This is a genomic window from Taibaiella soli, assembly GCF_003236175.1.
Classification (GTDB): Bacteria; Bacteroidota; Bacteroidia; order Chitinophagales; family Chitinophagaceae; genus QKTW01.
The window spans coordinates 22,482-42,159 of record NZ_QKTW01000009.1 but is presented as its reverse complement, the minus strand read 5'-3'; the positions used below and the strand labels follow the sequence as shown (position 1 = coordinate 42,159).

Here is a 19,678-nt window from a genome sequence, read left to right as displayed (position 1 = left end):
ACCAATAAGCCTATAGAGAAAGATCGCTTAGAGAAAAGCGTTTATATTTACACACAATCCAACCATTCACAACATTTTGGCGCCGTTTCCCGAAAATAGAAAACCTTTGTTTTTTGCCGGATTGATCACATTGTTGTGTGCGGCCTTGCTGCTTGTCCGGTCAAATTCCGGAAGTAATAATTTCGTTATTTCCGGCAGTTTTCTGGTCATTATTTTCTACGCCGCTTTTGAAACGTTCCGCGATACTACCCCCTATTCGTTTAATAAAATGTTCTGGATATTTAATCTTGTCTTCATGGGCGTCGTGCCACTTTTCCAGTACACGCAGCACAATATGGCCTGGGATGAATTTTTCCCGGATGCCATTTTTATAAAAACGAACCTGCTATTGCTAGTCTGCCTTGCAGCATATAGTGCAATACGAACATCCTTATCAAAAAGACCATTAAAATTAAAAGCTTCGCCTCCGGTCAATGGTGCCCAGATTACGCCTAAAGCTTTTCTGGTGGGGTTTTGTGTATTTCTGATTTGTTGCTCCGGCATTATCTTCACTTATGGGTTTAGCAATATCTGGCATCGTCAGGACGCCGAACTTTCGCTTTACCAGAATATACATCCCACACTTGCATTATTGCTCGACAAAGGACTTCGTGGTGTAACAATGTATTTCTCGCTGTTATCTATCTGGCTGTTTCGGAAAAAACAGATTGCTCTGCCCTGGTTGCTCACCGTTTTGTTTTGCTGCGTCTTTGTCAATTTCCCTTTATCGCTCGCGCGATATTATGCGGCCTGCCTTTACCTCAGCCTACTACTTGCGTTTCATTTAAAATGGCTGGAGAAAAAAAATGTGTTTGCCATCCTGCTGACCGTCGGACTGCTGATCGTTTTTCCAGCGCTCAGTCTCACAAGATATGCCGGTGAAGAATTAACCACGCACACCAAAAATTTGCAGTCAATTTACGCAAGCGCTCTTGTAAAAGGCGATTTCGACGCTTATACTTCTGTCTGCAAAACATATCAGTATATCGCAAATCATGACATTACCTGGGGCAGACAGTTACTTACGGTAATTCTGTTTTTTGTGCCACGCAGCATCTGGCCCGGAAAATCTATTGGCAGTGGCGCATTGATATATGAGCCATCGCTGGAAAACTTCCATAATTACACGAGTGCTTATTATGCAGAAGGGCTGATCAATTTCGGAGCCATCGGCGCAGTTCTCTTTATTATGGGCTTTGCCATTGCCGGTTGTGTTTACGATCGTTGGTACGCACGCATGAAATCATCTCCAGCGCTGCATTTCGGCGTTATTTTTTATCCTGTTGCCATGATCATGTCGTTCTTTATACTGCGGGGCGATTTGCTTTCATCGTTCGCTTATCTCGCGGGTTTCTTTATTTCGGCCAGCTTATTGCATCAGTTTTTACGGAGACTTTCTAAATCAGCCTGAGAAAATATCGGCTCAGTTTTCGGTAATTTGCACGCAGAAGACTGGTAATGATTATTAAACTGAAACTATGGCGTTTGCACAAAATCTGGTAACTGTGGTGAACGAGCGCGACGAATGGCTCGGGACAATGGAAAAAATGGCTGCTCACCAGGAAGGCGTGCTGCATCGTGCGTTTTCTGTTTTTATCCTGAATGACCGGCATGAGTTGCTCCTGCAGCAACGTGCGCTACATAAATACCATTCCGGTGGTCTTTGGACGAATACATGTTGTTCGCACCCTTTCCCACATGAAAGCACACTTGCCGGAGCACATCGCAGAATGACGGAAGAAATGGGATTTGATGCCGCCCTGGAACCAATTTTTAAACTGCGTTACAAATCTGATGTGGGCAATGGTTTGATCGAAAATGAGTACGACCATATTTATCTCGGTCATTATTCAGATACACCGATCATCAATCCAGATGAAGTCATGGCATTCCGGTACACATCAATTCCCGAAATAAAAGGCTGGATGGCGAAACGCCCGGACGACTTTACCGCCTGGTTCCACCTCGCATTCCCAATGTTTGTTGATTATCTCAATAACCTCAAAGACTAGTAAAATTCGTAGCAGCCAATATCAATAGCGCTACCGTTCACTCGCGGCTGATCGTCAAGATCATTCCCAATTGATACGGGTGCACCTGCATCGATCAGCGGCGAACCTGCCTTCACACGGAAATTCCATTTCGTATAGTCCACAAATTGGGGGTCTTGTCCGAAAAGGCAATTAGTGAATACCGTGCTGGCATCAAGTGCATCCGGGTTCTGTGTAGATTTGATATCGCAATTGATAAACTGAAGATTGAATGCGCCGCTTCCCTTTTTCGCGGTCACCAGCTCATCGTCAATAGTTCCGTAGATAAGACAGTTGGTTAAAACAGCGTTCAGATTACCCTGCAAATAACCGGTATTGCTGGTATCGTAGTAGTTGAATATGGCGCCGGTCGGGTTATCCGTATGGTTGATATTTATCGGATAGTAGTTGATAAAATCGCAGTTGGTAATCGAATAAGTACCTCCCTGAAAAAGTGCCAGAGCCTGCGTTCCCGTAGAGTGCACCAGACTGTTTTCTGCTTTTACATTGGCATTAAAACAAAGCAATCCATAACCAATACTGTTTTCAATAATAGTGTGTGTCATCGTCAGCTGATTGGTACTGCTACCATCGCCAGATACCCACAACGCTGCCGGAAGTCCGTTACCAACAGAACTGCCGCAGTTTTTCATCACTACCCAATCCATTTTACTATTGTGACTGCTGATGTCAAAATAAAGTCCACCCCACTCGCCTGGCAGATCACCACCGAAATAATCACGATCAAGACGGTCACCCTGGAAAATGATACTATCAGTTTTAGTGCCTTGCGCCAGCAGTGTTCCCTGCACATACAAACGGGAGTCTGCGTGCATGTAAATGCGGCATTTGGGCGGGATTACAAGCGTTGTGGACGAATCGACCAATGCACTGTGAATAATTACGTACGGCTTATCAGTAAGCCACTGAATCGGCGCAGCCGAACTTAATACACTATCGGTGATATAATGCGCATTCTGGCCATATGCAACCATCGGAAGACTGTAATCCGTACCGTTGAGCGTGGCAATCAGTTTGTCTTCAATAACGAACGGCGTATTTGCATCGGTCGGGTCAATATTTACCGTTGCGAAAACATACATGCTATCCTTAGCTGCGATTTCAATATTCTCCCTGCTGTTTCCGGCAAAGCCGTCGATATTCAGATGAAAATAAGAGCTGGCACCATTTTGCAGACGAATAGAGCTGATATTTACTTTCTGATCCTGTGGGTTGAAAATTTTCACCTGCAACGTAAAGCTGCCCTGTGCAGTAAAGACAGTATCAAAAGTGAGTGTATCAGTGGAAAATGTAAGATTTCCCCCGCTGGTAAGCAGTTTGTCCTTTTTGCAGGATGTGCCGAAAATGAGCATCCCGAAAAGAACAAAAACCGGTATCAGAAAATATTTAGATCGCATGAAGTCGCAAAATCGTTGACGGGTAAAGTTAACGTGTGAAAATGATAACGCTGAAAACAGATAATTATTTTCTCCGCATAAAAACGAATTTACTCGAAACAGGAAATCCTTCTGCCATTTTTTTGCTTTACATTCATTCAGCAGTATTTTTGCTTTTCCCTCCGTCTATGCAGTGCATTACGCTTCTTTCAGATTTTGGCTTACAGGATGCTTCAGTAGCTTCGGCTAAAGGCATACTGATGCAGTCATTGCCGGAAGCGCGCATCATAGATATTTCGCATCAGGTAGAGCCTTTCCATCTGCAACAAGCCGCTTATTTGTTATTAGCAGCTTATCGCAATTTCCCGACAGGCACCTGTCATATTCTGCTGACGGATGTATTTTACAGCAAACGTCCACGTTTGATTCTTTGCGAAAAAGACGGTTATTTTTTCCTGGCTCCCGACAATGGCATTTTATCATTGGCATTTGGCGATCAGATAGACCGTGTTTTCCATTGTATGGAACTTTCTGATGACGACCGTTTTCGCGACTGGATGCTGGCAGTGGGCAAGATGATCCATCAATTACACTATGATGGCCATACTGAAAACATGAAACCGTGCAACATGCGCGTAGCCCCGATCCATTGGCGTCCTAAAGCAGAAGACAATAGTGTGGAATGCCAGGTCATTCACATTGATCGTTTCGAAAATGTGGTATTAAATATTACAAAGGAACAATTCGAGGTCTTTGGTGAAGGCCGGCCTTTCTATATCAAGTTTGTCCGCGATGAGGAAATAACACAGCTCAGCCACCATTACTACAATGTTGGCATCGGTGAAAAACTTTGTCGTTTTAATGCTACGGGATTTCTTGAAATAGCGATCAACCGGGGTAATGCCGCCAGCCTCTTTGGCCTTAAGCTCTACCGCGATCAGGATCTGATGTATAAAACGATTAAAATCTATTTTGAATGATCGTACGCATTGTACAAATGAATTTCCGCCCGGAAGAAGTCAGCAATTTTGAGGCATTGTTTGAAGAACGCAAACAAAAAATCAGAACATTTGAAGGCTGCCGCCATCTCGAATTATGGCAAGATGCACATGATCCGAATATATTTTTCACTTACAGCATGTGGGAAAGCGAGGAGCATCTGAATCATTATCGCTTTTCTGAATTTTTTAAAGATACCTGGTCAAAAACTAAAGCGTTGTTTCAGGCGAAACCGCAAGCCTGGAGCGTGAATCAGAAAGCGATTGTCGGAGATCGCTGACGGCTGATTTGTGAGCTGTGGACGATGAGTAACCGATCCAGCTTTCCGGGCTACTATAGAAAAAAGCCTGGCCAACAGTACTGTTGGCCAGGCTTTTTTATTTTTCGCAAAATCACAAAAACCTGCGATCAGACATCAGAAATTAAGAAAGCTTTGCTACGATGGTTGCCTGAATTTCTTTCAGTTCTTCTTCCGAAAGCTTCAGCTTGTGTCGGGTAAAATTCAGATCGTCGGCACCGTTGATGGGAACAAGATGCATGTGTGCATGCGGCACTTCCAGGCCAACCACGCTTATGCCACAACGGTTACACGGAAAAGAACTTTCAATAGCTTTTGCAATAGGTTTTGCGAAAACCAGCCATTCGCTCAGCAGATCGTCTGACACATCGAAAAACTTATCTACTTCCACTTTCGGCACAACCAGCACATGACCTTTCACCAGCGGAAAGATGTCCAGAAAAGCATAAAAATGATCGTTTTCTGCGATCTTGAAAGAAGGTATTTCACCTGCGATGATCTTTGAAAAAATGGTGGCCATAAGAGAGCTATTAAATGAAAATTTCTTCGACTTTAAATTTAATTACGCCACTAGGAGCAGTCACTTCTGCAACTTCACCTACTACTTTACCCAGCAGACCTCTGCCGATTGGCGAAGTAACAGAAATCTTACCTGCTTTGAGATCTGCTTCTTTTTCAGAAACGATCTGGTATTCAACTGTTTTCTTAGTATTGAGGTTCGTCACTTTTACTTTACTCAGTATAGAGACTTTACTTGTATCAATATCTTTGGTATCCATTATGCGGGAAGAGGCAATGGCGGCTTCAAGTTTTGCAATTTTAGCTTCATGCAGACCCTGAGCTTCTTTAGCGGCGTCATATTCAGCATTCTCACGCAAGTCTCCTTTTTCACGGGCTTCAGCAATCGCGTGTGCAATTTCAGCGCGACCCGACGTTTTCAACTGTGTCAATTCCTCTCTCATTTGTTCCAACGTCTCTTTTGTAACATAATTAACTCCAGACATATTACTACTGTTTTAGATTAATAAAAAATACAACGCTTCTGATTGAGACAGAAGCGTTGTACAAAAACGAATTTAAGAAAAATATCCTTAACGGAAATGCATGCGGAGCGTGAACGTGTGTACTCCGTTGTTTGGTTTTGCAGTAGGACGGTAAGCGTAGTCAACAGCCAGACGCGGACCTTTGTCACCTACTTTATACTGAACTGATGCACCCGCACTGAAACCAGTAAACATTGTATTGCTCTGATCGGTGTTGATGTCTTTTTCATAACGGTAACCAGCGCGGAGCATGAACATTTCGCGGAACGCGTATTCTGCACCAAGGCCGAGATAGTCGTTTTGATAAGAGTTAGACTGGAAGCTACCCATTGCAGTCAGACGATGTTTTGGCTTATCATCCTGATTTTGCAATTTGTTTTCATCCAGGTAGAAATCATATGCCAGACCGAAATTCAGATACGTTGGCATACCGAATTTATCGGAAGGAACGTCCTGGGACATAGAATATGTTCCGTACTGAGATTGTGCGTCAACAGCGAAACCACCGCCAGAGTAGCGCATATTGGTACCGAGGTTACGCAAAGCAACGCTGAAGTGGAAGTTATTGCGTGCGCCGGTTACGTATTGTACACCTGCGTCGAAACAAGCGCCCTGAGCGGATACGTTGGTAACCTGCTCACTCACGTAGGTAGCAGAGATACCAGCACGTACATATTTAGAGAATTCTTTGGCAAAACCAACCTGGAAGTTCAGGAACTGAGGTTTGTAAGTACCAACACCACCTGATGGATTATCATAAGTAGTGATTGGAATTTCGCCGAAAGAAGTAGACATAATGTTTACACCCAGTACACCAAAGTTGCCCAGTTTCTGAGAAAAGCCCAGATCTGCTATGCTTACTTTAGAGTTAGAGAGGTACATCGTATATCCTAAACCTATTTCTGTACGATCAGCCATGGCGAGACCGGCAATGTTCCCCTTCATAGCTTCTACACCAGACACAGTTGCCGTGTTCAGGCCAAACACGCCGTTTGAAGCACCCCAAGGGTTGATCAGCATTTCTGTTGCTCCCGCTTGTCCGGATCTATCTTTATTTCCTGCAAAAGCCTGCACCGATAAGCCGATGGCACAGATAGCTAATGCAGCTTTGGTAGAAAAACTTTTCATAAACGTTATATGATGAATTATTTATTTGGGGGCCGGAATGGCTACCGGCCCTTTCAAATTCAGTTATTAATAGTTAGTGATATCAACCGGACGCATTGCACCGAACCAACGAATAATCCGCTCACCTACACCTTCTGCATTGATATGGATAAGATACATACCACTAGCAATTGGAAGGCTCTTAGCATTCAGGATATCCCAGTCGAGGTAAGACACGTTTGCATTGTCTTTCTCGAGGCGGCGAACCAGCGTACCATCCAGTGAATAGATGCTTACAGTAGCACGACGTGGCAGGTTGATAATACGAACCGTAGTACCTACGCGGTTTACTTCGTAACCCGAGTAACCATAGTAAGGGTTTGGAACTACAGCCATCAGATCAGCTACAGAATCCTTATTACCATGTGAGTTATCAGTAAGCGCTACCGGAGCCAGACCATCTGTACTAAATGTATAGTAAGGAAGGTTGCCATTTATCGCTGTCTGTCCTGTAGGCAGGTATTGTGCGTAAGGACGAGAAACGCGGATACGGAGTCTTGTTTCAGTCGGGATGATACCATCTTTCAGTGACTTCAGGTTGAAACCTGCAGTAAGCGTAGGCAAGCCTACCCACATGAAAGTATTTTTAAAATAGTTCTGTACGTTCAGGGCGTTTGTGCTTTGCAGCGCAGTGATTGTACCTTGACCTTCATCATATTTCGTACCCAGAACGTAGATATAGTGTTTACCACCGTTGATTACGTTACCGATAGTACCAGAACCGTCACCATTAATTTGCAGTGGTGTAGTCGGGTTCCAGATCATATCTGCACCATTTTGAGTTTTCAACCAGCTATCTTCACCGAAGATAACGTTCAGACGTACACCAGTTTCCTGATCAACTGCATAACCCGGGAACCAAGATCTGCCAGAATCGCTTTGATCATAAACAGGAGCACCAGAACCATCTACGTCACCAGTCCATGAAAGGTGTTTTCTAGGGCGGTATTTAGCAGCACCACCTTCAGCAAGGGTTGGGTCATCTTCCATTTCAAATACAACACAACGAGTCCATTTTGTTCTGTCAGATGTCATCACGATATCAACACCGTGCAACTGATACATTCCGTTTACAGAAGATGTATTGTTTGGAATTACACCAAATCCACAAGCAGGTCTGTTTTCTGCTGTAGCCAGCGGGAACGGAGCCCATGTTTTAGCAACGAGCGCGTTGTTTGGCATCAGGTTTTCGTAGAACTGACCTACAGTATCAAGGGCGTAGTCATTATAGTTACATGGATTTACTGAATCCTCTTTGTTTTTACCGCTGCGAATCCAGTTCTGGAGGTTTTTAGATTCCTGATCGATAACACCAGTCAACCAAGCAGTACCAGGATCAGCGAAAGTAACATCAGAACCTACCAGACCATTTGAGTTAATCTGATCATCACCAGGACGAACAGTTTGTGTCAGACCTACAGAGATACCGTAGTTTTCAAGGATTTGCTCGTTGTATACAGACAGATCGCGTTCGCTATAGATTACGTCCTGACCACCGTTATAAACGAGTTTCCATGAACCCTGAGTTGGGATAATACCTTTTGTTTGATCAGCATACTGAGTACCGGTGATGAACAGTTCCCAGTTACCTTTCTGTACTTTACGTGGATCTACCACTTTTACATTTACCGGAGATTGTCCAGCAACATAAGTTGGGTTTCCGATTTCAAAGTTATTGTTCGGATCGAGTGCTGCAGTTTCAGATGCTGCATCCATAGAGATGAAGTTAGCACCGTTACCAATACCCTCGATTCTTTTCACAATTACACCGCTACCATAATCAGCGTTCAGTGTAGTACCCATATCACCGTTAGCCGGGTTAGGCATACCTACTACAATTGGAATAGGAACACCACCTGCACCATGCGCACTTTCCAGGTAAGGAACGTCCTGAGTTGAGTCAGACAGTTTCGCATTAAATGGAGCGAATTGGTTGTAAGAATATGCGATTGCTACGAAGTAGTAGTTGCGATAGTTTACAAAACGAGGATCTTTCGTAGATGCGAATCGGTCAGTTTGCAGAGAGAAACTGTGAACGATACCACTATCCTTACCAGTTACTTTCACAGAATATGCCCATGTAGTATCGCTGATGTCAGTTGCCTTGCTATAGTTAACAATACGGCTTACACCATTTCTGATATCTGTCTGGAATACCTCAGCAGCAACTGTCTGGTCAACTTGACCATTTTCGTCAAAGATCTGAGCTGCAGAAATCTGGCTGTTTTTCAGCTGGAATATGCGGTAACCTTCGAATTTGTAGAGAGAATCTTTAAAGTGTCTTGTTTTAGGAGAAGCAACACGGTATTTCTGATCAGAAAGATCATAACCGAATTTCTCCTGGAAGTTTGTGCTGTTAGAATCGTTCATGATATAGAACACAAGTTTGCGGTCCATTTCACGAATTACGAGACGTGGAGCCTCAGGGCCTTCGATTGTTTTAAAGTTATTATCGAACAGTTCCTGTGCTTCGTCATCTGCTACACGGATTTTCTTGAATGATGTGTTAGGACAACCACCTACGTCCGCAACCCACACAGCACCGATTGTTACGTCGTTCTGAGAACGGTCAATGCTACCAGCCTGCAATTGGAAAGGACCGGAAGAGTGGATGAAACGACGGTCATATGGTTTGTTACCACAAGTACACTCAGACCATGAAGATGTGTTATCTGGTTCACCAACGTATGCAAATTTGATGAGTGGACCTTTACCATAAGCCACACTGGTGTGACCTGCTGTACCATCCCAGTCATAAGAGAAACGCTGACCACCGCGGTTTGTACCGGTCATATAACCATAGATCTGCTGACCATTGGTTGGGTTACCGATTGCAGAGTTATCGTTATTAAAGTACGTGAAGGCAGTCATTTTCAGTTTAATCGCTGTATCTGTACCCGGTTTGTTCGGGTTAGGAATAAAGCGTTTAGGACCGATAAAGAAGTCAACACCTACCATTGGAACCTGAGAGCCATAGCTGCTTGGTTCACCGTTACCATCAATACTTTTACCGTTATAAAGGATACCAAGACCACGAGCAGTATCACAACCGATAAAGTCATCGAATGCATAACCCAGATCCGCATCGGTCCATGTAGCGATAAACGCTGTATCCAGCGTAGACGGGCTACGGTTGATCATACGGTAGTTATAGAAGGTAGCGTTGTTGAGGTTATCTTTTGTAGAGAACGCAAAGGCGCTAGCCTGAACTTCCATACCGATCGCATCTGTTTGCGTCTGCATTTTGATGTTACCTTCATCATTGAACACCCACCAGATGTATTGGTCACCCAGGATATCTGGATAGTCACCGTACTGAGGGTTGTAGATACCATCTGGTTTACCACCCGGGCCACTAACGTCGATATACGGAGCGTAATCACGTGTGGTAGCAGTAAGCAGATCCAGAGGGGCGCCACTGTTACCTATAGCTTTAGTGTTACCATGAGCCGGCCACTGATAAATCGGAGCATATGCAGGATCCGATTCATCAGGAACGGATCCTTTTTTAATCAAATCACGGAAGGTGTTGATATCTGATCTTTCTACACGCCAGAAACGATCCCATTCAGAACAAGTTGCAGAACTTGTAGTGTAGGCACCTGCTTCAAGCGGGCCAGGCCAATAGTCATTACCGTCCTGACGGTATGTTTGTGCGGCAACTTTCAGGTTACCCTGAGGGTCATAACCACCAATCCATGCCGAACCAGCAAAGAGTGAGCTCTTTCCGCTTCCCTTAGGTACTTCGTAAGCGGCAACATCTTTACCCTGATCCCACCACATATCACCGCCGGTCATCAATCTGGCACGAACGTTATTGATGTCAAGATCGATAGCAGACGTCGCTGGCTTACAATCGCGCGATGCCGTGGTACGCTGGGTACCATTAGTCATACGCTGACCGTTAAAGTTCTGATTTGGTCGCGCAGTGGCGAGGAGACCAACCCCTGTAAAGACAGTGGTCATCGCCAGCGAGAGCCATTTTTTACTATTTACTAACATAACTTTTTATCGTTACCGTGTTGATTAAAAATTAAATGAAAGGCCTAAAATGATTCTGCGAGGGTTATTCAGATATGATGGATTACGCATCAAAGCAGTGTACAGGTCCGAGTAAGATTTAGGATTTGTCTGGTTTGAAGTGAACTGAATACCTTGTGGAGATGTCAGGTAACCATCATCGTCAGAACGACCTGTGTACGGATATACTTGAAGTACGTCGCGTGTATTCAGCAGGTTGTTGATCATCACATAAGCATTAACATAGTACTTTCTTTTTGTAGCAGATGCTTCGTCTTTTTTGTTGTTGAAGCTCAGTGCAAAGTCTTTGTCGATTTTCAGGTTGAACATGTAGTGCCAAGGCAAACGGTTGCCGTTGATACCACCTTGAATTGTTCTTGAGTTGCTCGCGTCAACAGCCAGGCTTTGAGCTTCTGCGTAGTGCGTATAAGGCTCACCGCTTCTTGCGTTAAACATCAGGTTGATACCAGCATTCTGGAACACTTTCAGACCGCCGATTTCCGGACCTTCACCTGCAGCATAACGGTAGTCGATGCTGGCAGCGATATTGTGACGAGAATCGTAATCCAGTGGATTTACCAGCATCAGGTTCGGCAATGAAGCCTGAATGAGGTTTTGTTGCAGACCTGCAGTACCGTTACCATAAGAAGAAGTAGCAGTAGAACCGGTACCTTCAGCAAATTGCAAAGTATAGCTGAGGAGCATTGAGATGTGGTTTACACGACGCAGTTCATATTTCACACCCAGACCTTTCGTAGAAGAGAAGTCTTTGTTGGCGTAAGTATAGTAAGTAGTCGGGTAAGCGTACAGGTAAGGACGAGCCTGGATCTGATCACGGCGTTCTTTGTAGAATGCATTCAATGTGATCGCAGACAGGTCAGACAGTTTTTGTTGGAAACCTACTTCATAGTTAGTCAGTCTTTCTGGTTTCAGGTTGTTGTTACCGATGATTACTGAGCTACCATTTTGTTGGATGTACATATAATCAACCGGAGAAGCATAAGCCTGTGTACCAGTCAGAACGCTGCTGAATGATTTAGGACGTTGCATGATCACATCGTAGTGTGCATAGATCAAACCAACATCGTTGATCGGGAATGAGAAAGAGATACGTGGCATTACATTTACCTGAGGTTTGTAATCTGTAAATGCACCTGTTGGATCATAGCCAGCATCAGAGATTTTCGGAATTGCTGTACCGTCTGTATTTCTTTGGAGGTATGGTTGCAGATCACGACCGCTTTCTTGTTTCAGAATGTTTGGATCAGCTACTTCACGACCAGTTGCATCGTACCATGTATCACCGTTACGGTAACCAGTTACAGTTGGTTTTACCGAAGCGTTATCATCAACATATACTACATAACCGCTACCGATGTTAGAAGGAATACCGTTTGTACCAAAGTTTGCCTGAGAGTGATTTTCCGGATCATTATTATTGCTCATTATTTGAGACAAAGAATAAGTCGGAGAAGTTGAGTATGGATCTTTCAGCACTTTAGTGTTGTTATCGAAACGTTCGATACGTACACCAATTGTGAAGAGGATGTCTTTGAAACGTACCGCATCAGAGATATAACCAGCCATATAGTTTGGACGGTAAGCACCGATAGTACGGGTATAGTTTCCGTTTGCATCTTTCGCTGTGAAGAAGTCATTAAAGTTTACCTGACCATTTACAACATTACCGAGGTAGTCATAACCATAGTAAGAAACCAATGGTTTACCACTGTTCAGCAATTCATCAGGTGTAAACATATTCATTGAGAAAGTAGAAGGATCCATCGCATCCGGCTGGATGTAATCGTGATTAGATGCACCTAATTTTTGTCTCAGATTATAATCGAAACCACCTACGTGTGTAGGATCACCATTGTAAGCACGATTGTATGTTACAGTATCACCAGGACCAGGGATTACATCACCTGCATCGATCTGATCTTTCGTGTATTGTTGACCGTTAACGATATAAATCGGATTAGAGTGATCCAGGTTATTATTAACGTTTGCACTTGTCAGCTGACGCATGATAGTCCATACGCTGCGGCCTCTTACGCCATATTGGTAATCACGTTCAGTACGTTGCTGATAGTAAAGACCGAATTCGATAGCGTGTGTTGTCTTGTTGTGTTTGTAGTCAAATGACGCATCTACACCAAAAGAGAACTGATCTGCACGGCTGTAGCCATAACCGGTCTGAGGATAGCCAACGCCAGGCCACAGAGAGTAAGTATAACCTGGGTTATCACCGTTACGGAGATATGCACCGTTACTTGGGATATTGTTAAGAGCAGTAGGGTTTGTACCACCTAATGCATAATACTGAGAAGTATAATTAGAGAGGTATGGATTTACATTAGAAGGAGTGTATGTAATACCAGTACCTTGGTAACCTTGCAACAGGATTGCATTGTGATCTACTTGAGTTGCGGTATCAAGACCCGGAGAATAAACCGGAGTTTGGTTTTCTACGAATTTACCAACATAACCGTACAGGAACGGATTTCTTTTATTATTAGGATCTTCTGTAGAGATGTAATCCTTTTGGTAGTCAGCCTGCACAGTATAGTATGCGTTGCTGATTTTGTTATTTTCTTTTTTATCACCAGTAGCCGATTTACCAAAACGTTGTGTAAAGCGGATATAACCACGACCGGTATACTGATTGCTCTTCTGCATTGCGTCTGGAGCGAACAGTGTGAGCGCACGGTTGTAGTCGTAATAATTAGTGTAGTTAAATGAACCACCTACAGTAAGGTTGGTACCTGGAGTGATCTCATAATCGAGTTTACCGAGCAAAGTTGCACGGTTACCACTTGCATTAACTTTTGCCTTTTGTGTAGTCAGATCAGACATTGTAACAAACTCTGTTGCTGGTCTGAGGTTCGGAACACCTGTAGCAGTACCGACAGCTACCAGCGGATGCTCGCGCATATCAGCCAGTTTAGCATCGTTCACTACATAGTTACCACCATAAGAAGGATCATTGTCCTTATAGCTACGGTAGTCACCAGAGAGGAAGAAACCTACGATTGGTTTTTTAATGTCATTTACCATGCGGCTCATGAACGGACCGGAAATGTTAAACGCAACATAATTGTTGTTGTAACCATCCAGAGAGTGTTCAACGTTTACACCGCCACGGAAATTTTTAGAGATACCGCGTGTGGTCAGTTTGATTACACCACCAGAGGCATCACCATATTTTGCCGGGATACCTGAAGTGATTACTTCCATCTGATCGATCGCGTCAGGAGGAAGGTTTACGGAGTTTGCACCGCCGCTCACCATTACACCATCAATCATGTAAAGTGTACCGTTTGAACGACCACCACCGATGTTCAGGTTGGTTTGACCTTGCTTCTGCTGGTATACACCAGTTGACAAAGACGCGATATCCGCAGTGTTACGCGTAGGCATGTTTTTGATCTGCTCGCGTGTCATGGTATTGTTGGTACCAGGACGGGCGTTATCAACGAGCGGACGAACATACTTTACCTGAACTTCTTTCAGCACGTTACCTTTTGAGGTTTCCATGCTAAAGTTCAATTTAGTTGCGTTATCCGGGCTGATCAACACATCGGAAACTGTTATCGGATTGTGACCTGCGTACTGCACTTTTACAGTGTAGCGGCCTGGCTGCAACGGTTTAATGGAATAGTTACCATCAATATCCGCGGCTGTTCCTCCTTTGGAAATACCTCCGGATTCCACATTGATAATGGCGCCGATTGCCGGCTGTTTGGTTGCGTCTAAGACGGTACCGAATAGCTCACCCGCCTGGGCAAGAGCCTCTCCGGAAATCCCGATAAACAGCAATAAGAATAAATAACGTAGTGTACGTGTCATATCCTGCATTAAAGATTTATTAACCAAATGAGGGGTAAAGATAAAAACTTCTGTTAAAAGTAATACGGCAGTTGCTCTTTTTTGTCAAGGAAATGTTTATTTTATATGTTTTACTTTGGTATGACGATTTTTGTCAGTAAGGAGTTACTCATCTTGTATACCGCTTCGAAGCTATAACCCGCTATATGAGGCGTTATCAGGGCGTTTGGCAGCATCGATATCTGATGAACCAATTGCTTTTTTTCATCATTCATCTTCGTCAGCGGCTCACCTTCCAGCACATCCAAACAAACACTTTTTATCTTTTTCGACTGCAAACCTTCCCATATTACATTTGTATCAACTACGTCGCCACGGGAGGTGTTAATCAAAATAAATGGCTTAGTCATCTGCTGAAGAAAAACATTGTCAAAATAATGATATGTATTTTCTGTTAATGGCAAATGAAAACTAAGCAGCTCTGCTTCTTCGAAAATGCGATCCAGATTTTGACAAAAGACCACACCTTCCTGAACCGGTAAAGTATGATCAATGTCGTAAGCCAGAATATTCATATCAAATGCCAGTAACTTCTTCGCGAAAGCCTTGCCCGTATTACCATAGCCAATGATTCCGATTGTTTTTCCTTCCAGTTCAGTGCCACGGTTCTCATCTCGTAGCCACAAACCTTTTTGCACTTCCTGGTGGCTCCATGCGATGCGCTTGGTAACGCCCAATAACATGCCCATAGCGTGTTCGGCAACAGCATTCCGATTTCCTTCGGGACTGCTGAAACAGGCAATGCCCTTTTCTGTCGCATAAGGCACGTCGATAATTTCCATACCGGAGCCCATACGCCCGATCCACTGCAGTTTGGGAGCCGCATCCAGCAGAGCTTTATCGAGCAAAAGTCTTGTGGAAGTAATCACACCGACACAATCCCTGATGAGTTCAAATGCATCCTGCTGTGTTATCTTTTCATGAATAGCACACGTGTATCCCGCAGCTTCCAGGCCTTCCGTTAAAACTGGATGCACCGGCGCCGCGATCAAGACTTTTCCCGATTGGTTCATAACTGATATTGCTTGTGAAGTGATACGAAATCTGCTACAGACAATTGCTCGGCACGTTTGTCCATCAACGGGTGTGTCAGCGCTTCCGGCGGCAAAGTGCCACGCAGTGCGTTACGCAATGTTTTGCGACGTTGATTGAATCCCGCTTTTACGAGGTTGAAGAATTTTCTTTTTTCCGTGATGCCAAAAGGATTTCCCGAATTCACGAAGCTTGCCACCCCACTCATCACTTTTGGCGGCGGCGTAAAACAATTTGGATTTACATCGAAGAGATAATCGACTTTAAAGAATGCCTGCGTCAATACACTTAAAATGCCATATTGCTTAGACCCCGGTCCAGCTGCGATACGTACCGCTACCTCCTTCTGAAACATACCAATGATCACATCAACCTGCGGTTCCCATTCCAGCATTTTAAACATGATTGGCGAAGAAATATTATAGGGAAAATTACCGATCACACTAAACTTGCCTTCAAACGGAACATCCGCCTGCAGTATATCTTTCAGGATAATTTTATCTTTCAGCACCGGATACGTATGTTGCAAATATTGCACCTTTTCTTCGTCTACCTCAATAGCCTTATACTGCACGTCCTTCCATTCAATCAGATATTTGGTAAGCGCGCCGCCGCCAGGGCCAATTTCCAGCAATTGCATGCCTGCTGACGGCTCTATTTGCGACACAATTTTCTTACACATGTTTTCATCATGTAGAAAATGTTGTCCAAGGCTTTTCTTTAACGTGTATTGCATATCGCTGCAAAAGTCCAGAAAACATTTGAAATATTTGAGATTGGAGATTTGTGATTTCAGATTAGCCCGCAATTATTTGAGATTTAATATTTACGAATGCTGATTGCCCCGAAATATTTGAGATTGGAGATTTGTGCTTGGTGATTGCCCCACTATGTCTTCGCAATTGACGTTCGAGCGTTTGCCCATTGACATTTGACGTTTCACGTTTCACGTTTGACATTGCCCATTGACCATTGACGTTTGACCGCATAAAACTTACGACTTAAAACGTACAACTTCCTGCTATCTTTGTTCTCTATTCATGTTTAGACTATGGAATTTAAAATAGTTCAGAAGCCGTCCAAAAAGCATTTGCTTTACATCATCGGTAACGCCACACAGGTAGCACAGCTTTCGGAAATTTCCGCACAGGAACAGACGTTTGTGGCAGACATGCTCAAGCAGGAACACCAGCTCATTTCCATCAATCAATACAATCGTTTCGTATTTGTTTATTGTATCAAAGACAAAAAAACAGATACCCAAACCAGTGAATCTATCCGTAAAGCCGGCGCTGAAATGCAGAACATCTGCAACCGCCAGAAAATGGAAGAACTCACTATTCATAATATTTCAGAAAATGCACATGCCGCTTACCATTTCGCGGAAGGCATGGCACTGAGCAATTATCAGTTCCTGAAATACCGTACCGAAGCGAAGAAAATCGCTAATACCCTTCGCCTCATCAATTTCACGAAACAATCCATTACGGTAAAAGAAGCAGACCAGCTGAACATCCTTACCGAAGCCATTTATAAAGCACGTACACTCGTAAATGAACCCCTCAATTTTCTGACGGCTGCGCAACTGGCCAAAGAAATTGCGGCGATGGGCAAAGAAGCGGGTTTCAAAGTAACAACCCTGCAAAAAGCACAGATCGAGGCAGAAAAAATGGGTGGTATCCTGTCCGTAAACCGCGGCAGCATTTTACCTCCTACGTTTTCAGTAATGGAATACAAACCACGCAAAGCAATCAATAAAGCGCCGATTGTACTGGTAGGTAAAGGTATTGTGTATGATACAGGCGGTCTCTCGCTAAAACCAACGCCGGCTTCTATGGATCGCATGAAAAGCGATATGAGCGGCGCCGCGCTGGTAACTGCTGCTATGTATGCGGTTGCTAAAATGCAATTGCCTTTACATGTAATTGCCCTGGTGCCGGCTACTGAAAACCGTCCGGGAGAAAATGCTTATGTTCCGGGCGATATCATTACAATGTACAGCGGCACTACGGTAGAAGTACTGAATACTGATGCAGAAGGCCGTTTGGTACTGGCCGATGCTTTACATTGGGCAAAACGCTACAAACCAGAACTGGTCATTGATTTCGCAACGCTTACGGGCGCCGCTGCAGCAGCAATCGGCGAACACGGTATCGTTTGTATGGGTACGGCCGATGACGCCACCAAACAATCATTCCGCAACAGTGGCGACCGCCAGTACGAACGTCTGGCAGAATTTCCATTGTGGGATGAATACGGAGATATGATCAAATCTGAAATTGCTGACCTGAAAAATATTGGCGGCCCTTACGGTGGCGCTATTACCGCTGGTAAATTCCTGCAACACTTTACCGAATATCCGTGGATGCACTTTGACATTGCCGGCGTATCTTTCGCTACGGCCAAACGCAATTATGTTACTTCGGGCGGTACTGCATATGGCGTACGTATGTTGGTAGATTTCCTGATGCACTACGGCAAACACTAGTTTTCACGCGCTTTTAAAGCACAACAAAACAAACAATTTTAAAATGGAAGAAAAAGCAATTATAGGTATTACTACCGGAGACCTCAATGGTATCGGGCTGGAATTGATCATTAAGACATTTTCAGACAACCGTATGCTCGATTTCTGTACACCGGTGATCTTTGCTTCCAATAAAGTCATTAATTACTACCGTCGCATCGTTCCGGAAAATACATTTAGCTTCAACAGTACTAAAGACCTGACGAAACTAAATCCGAAACAGATCAATGTTTTTAACTGCTGGGAAGAGGACGTGGCGGTGCAGCCAGGTGTACTTACTGAACTTGGTGGTAAATACGCGATCCGTTCATTGCAGGTAGCTGCGCAATGTCTGAAAGACGGCCAGATCGATGCGGTAGTGACTGCACCGATCCACAAAAGCAATACGCACAACAATGACTTCCCATATACAGGACACACACCTTTCTTCAAAGAAAAGTTTGGCGCCAATGATGTGCTGATGCTGCTCTACGATCAAGATCTGCGCGTAGCACTGGTTACAGAGCATATTCCGGTGAGTAAAGTAGCTTCGGTAATAACCAAGGAACTGATCATTTCGAAAGTAAATCTGCTGAAAGAAAGCCTGATTAAGGATTTCGGTATCGATAAACCAAAAATCGCGGTAATGGGCTTAAATCCTCATGCCGGCGATGAAGGACAAATCGGCACCGAAGAACAAACAATCATCAAGCCGACAATCGAATTGCTGCAACAGCAAGGCACGCTGGTATTCGGCCCGTTCAGCGCCGATGCATTCTTTGCGCGCGCCAGCTATCAGCATTTTGATGCCGTTCTTGCAATGTATCACGATCAGGGATTAGTGCCATTCAAAACACTGGCACAAGGCGGTGGGGTAAATTACACGGCCGGCCTTCCGGTAATCCGCACATCACCAGATCATGGCACTGCATTTGATATTGCCGGAAAAAATCTGGCGGATGAATCATCTTTCCGCGAAGCGATTTTTGAAAGTATCCGTCTGTTGAAACAACGAAAAAACTACGCAGAATACACGGCCAACCCAATGCGCCGCGGCAAGATTGAAAAAGAACGGGATAATAGTTAACCCCTGAAGGGGAGTTCTGGCGAGCAAATACGTCACAAGACCTGAGAGATCATCTCGCGGCGGCGCTACGTTTGTTTAATAAAATATTTTTAAAAGACCTGCCACTTGGCAGGTCTTTTAAATTTACGGCTTGCGCGCATTAACTGATCGGACGACTTCGAATCGTCTGACC

General features: G+C 44.2%; 14 protein-coding genes. 6 read left to right on the top strand and 8 right to left on the bottom strand.

What is annotated here, in order from left to right; translation table 11 throughout:
* The first annotated feature begins 106 nt into the window (after window positions 1-106).
* Both DN068_RS05490 and idi read left to right on the top strand, forming a co-directional pair.
* The gene (locus DN068_RS05490; RefSeq protein WP_123985239.1) at window positions 107-1,450 is read left to right on the top strand and encodes an oligosaccharide repeat unit polymerase; all 1,344 of its coding nucleotides are present in this window, start codon (window positions 107-109) and stop codon (window positions 1,448-1,450) included.
* A 67-nt stretch (window positions 1,451-1,517) separates the two neighbouring features.
* Window positions 1,518-2,051 (top strand): isopentenyl-diphosphate Delta-isomerase, encoded by a 534-nt coding sequence (idi, locus tag DN068_RS05485; RefSeq protein WP_110997892.1) that lies wholly within the window; start codon window positions 1,518-1,520, stop codon window positions 2,049-2,051.
* On the opposite strand, the gene DN068_RS05480 is transcribed toward idi, so the two are convergent.
* Entirely contained in the window at window positions 2,048-3,487 is a 1,440-nt protein-coding gene (locus DN068_RS05480) for a choice-of-anchor Q domain-containing protein (RefSeq protein ID WP_110997891.1), read from the bottom strand. The genes idi and DN068_RS05480 overlap by 4 nt on opposite strands.
* A 41-nt stretch (window positions 3,488-3,528) precedes the next feature.
* On the opposite strand from DN068_RS05480, the gene DN068_RS05475 reads away from it, so the two are divergent.
* Both DN068_RS05475 and DN068_RS05470 read left to right on the top strand, forming a co-directional pair.
* Entirely contained in the window at window positions 3,529-4,446 is a 918-nt protein-coding gene (locus DN068_RS05475; protein WP_110997890.1) for an SAM hydrolase/SAM-dependent halogenase family protein, read from the top strand.
* The gene (locus DN068_RS05470; protein WP_110997889.1) at window positions 4,443-4,745 is read left to right on the top strand and encodes a putative quinol monooxygenase; all 303 of its coding nucleotides are present in this window, start codon (window positions 4,443-4,445) and stop codon (window positions 4,743-4,745) included. Before DN068_RS05475 ends, DN068_RS05470 begins: the two co-directional genes overlap by 4 nt.
* A gap of 142 nt (window positions 4,746-4,887) precedes the next feature.
* Here the strand turns inward: DN068_RS05470 and DN068_RS05465 are convergent, their stop codons facing one another.
* The 7 genes from DN068_RS05465 to rsmA form a co-directional block, all read right to left on the bottom strand.
* Window positions 4,888-5,283: an HIT family protein gene (locus DN068_RS05465; protein WP_110997888.1), complete on the bottom strand. Its 396-nt coding sequence runs from the start codon at window positions 5,281-5,283 to the stop codon at window positions 4,888-4,890.
* A gap of 10 nt (window positions 5,284-5,293) precedes the next feature.
* Window positions 5,294-5,767: a transcription elongation factor GreA gene (gene greA, locus DN068_RS05460; protein ID WP_110997887.1), complete on the bottom strand. Its 474-nt coding sequence runs from the start codon at window positions 5,765-5,767 to the stop codon at window positions 5,294-5,296.
* Between the two features lie 87 nt (window positions 5,768-5,854).
* Entirely contained in the window at window positions 5,855-6,934 is a 1,080-nt protein-coding gene (locus DN068_RS05455; protein ID WP_110997886.1) for a PorV/PorQ family protein, read from the bottom strand.
* Window positions 6,935-7,000: 66 nt separating this feature from the next.
* Window positions 7,001-10,975 (bottom strand): T9SS type A sorting domain-containing protein, encoded by a 3,975-nt coding sequence (locus DN068_RS05450; RefSeq protein WP_110997885.1) that lies wholly within the window; start codon window positions 10,973-10,975, stop codon window positions 7,001-7,003.
* Window positions 10,976-10,999: 24 nt separating this feature from the next.
* Window positions 11,000-14,842 carry a carboxypeptidase regulatory-like domain-containing protein gene (locus DN068_RS05445; protein WP_165836289.1) on the bottom strand — a complete coding sequence of 1,281 codons (3,843 nt, stop codon included), beginning with the start codon at window positions 14,840-14,842 and terminating at the stop codon, window positions 11,000-11,002.
* A gap of 110 nt (window positions 14,843-14,952) precedes the next feature.
* A complete protein-coding gene (locus DN068_RS05440; protein WP_110997883.1) occupies window positions 14,953-15,894 on the bottom strand; it encodes an NAD(P)-dependent oxidoreductase in 942 nt (313 codons plus the stop codon).
* On the bottom strand, window positions 15,891-16,649 hold the full coding sequence (rsmA, locus tag DN068_RS05435; protein ID WP_110997882.1) for a 16S rRNA (adenine(1518)-N(6)/adenine(1519)-N(6))-dimethyltransferase RsmA: 759 nt from the start codon (window positions 16,647-16,649) through the stop codon (window positions 15,891-15,893). Before rsmA ends, DN068_RS05440 begins: the two co-directional genes overlap by 4 nt.
* A 315-nt stretch (window positions 16,650-16,964) precedes the next feature.
* Between rsmA and DN068_RS05430 the strand changes: the two genes are divergently transcribed.
* A complete protein-coding gene (locus DN068_RS05430) occupies window positions 16,965-18,401 on the top strand; it encodes a leucyl aminopeptidase family protein (RefSeq protein WP_110997881.1) in 1,437 nt (478 codons plus the stop codon).
* Window positions 18,402-18,444: 43 nt separating this feature from the next.
* Entirely contained in the window at window positions 18,445-19,506 is a 1,062-nt protein-coding gene (gene pdxA / locus DN068_RS05425; protein ID WP_110997880.1) for a 4-hydroxythreonine-4-phosphate dehydrogenase PdxA, read from the top strand.
* The last annotated feature ends 172 nt before the right edge of the window (window positions 19,507-19,678 follow it).

What these genes read in the sequence shown, in the direction of transcription:
- idi (WP_110997892.1), top strand. Translation starts at nt 1,518, where the DNA reads ATGGCGTTTGCACAAAATCTGGTAACTGTGGTGAACGAGCGCGACGAA.
- DN068_RS05480 (WP_110997891.1), bottom strand. Translation starts at nt 3,487, where the DNA reads ATGCGATCTAAATATTTTCTGATACCGGTTTTTGTTCTTTTCGGGATG.
- DN068_RS05475 (WP_110997890.1), top strand. Translation starts at nt 3,529, where the DNA reads ATGATAACGCTGAAAACAGATAATTATTTTCTCCGCATAAAAACGAAT.
- DN068_RS05470 (WP_110997889.1), top strand. Translation starts at nt 4,443, where the DNA reads ATGATCGTACGCATTGTACAAATGAATTTCCGCCCGGAAGAAGTCAGC.
- DN068_RS05465 (WP_110997888.1), bottom strand. Translation starts at nt 5,283, where the DNA reads ATGGCCACCATTTTTTCAAAGATCATCGCAGGTGAAATACCTTCTTTC.
- greA (WP_110997887.1), bottom strand. Translation starts at nt 5,767, where the DNA reads ATGTCTGGAGTTAATTATGTTACAAAAGAGACGTTGGAACAAATGAGA.
- DN068_RS05455 (WP_110997886.1), bottom strand. Translation starts at nt 6,934, where the DNA reads ATGAAAAGTTTTTCTACCAAAGCTGCATTAGCTATCTGTGCCATCGGC.
- DN068_RS05450 (WP_110997885.1), bottom strand. Translation starts at nt 10,975, where the DNA reads ATGTTAGTAAATAGTAAAAAATGGCTCTCGCTGGCGATGACCACTGTC.
- DN068_RS05445 (WP_165836289.1), bottom strand. Translation starts at nt 14,842, where the DNA reads ATGACACGTACACTACGTTATTTATTCTTATTGCTGTTTATCGGGATT.
- DN068_RS05440 (WP_110997883.1), bottom strand. Translation starts at nt 15,894, where the DNA reads ATGAACCAATCGGGAAAAGTCTTGATCGCGGCGCCGGTGCATCCAGTT.
- rsmA (WP_110997882.1), bottom strand. Translation starts at nt 16,649, where the DNA reads ATGCAATACACGTTAAAGAAAAGCCTTGGACAACATTTTCTACATGAT.
- DN068_RS05430 (WP_110997881.1), top strand. Translation starts at nt 16,965, where the DNA reads ATGGAATTTAAAATAGTTCAGAAGCCGTCCAAAAAGCATTTGCTTTAC.
- pdxA (WP_110997880.1), top strand. Translation starts at nt 18,445, where the DNA reads ATGGAAGAAAAAGCAATTATAGGTATTACTACCGGAGACCTCAATGGT.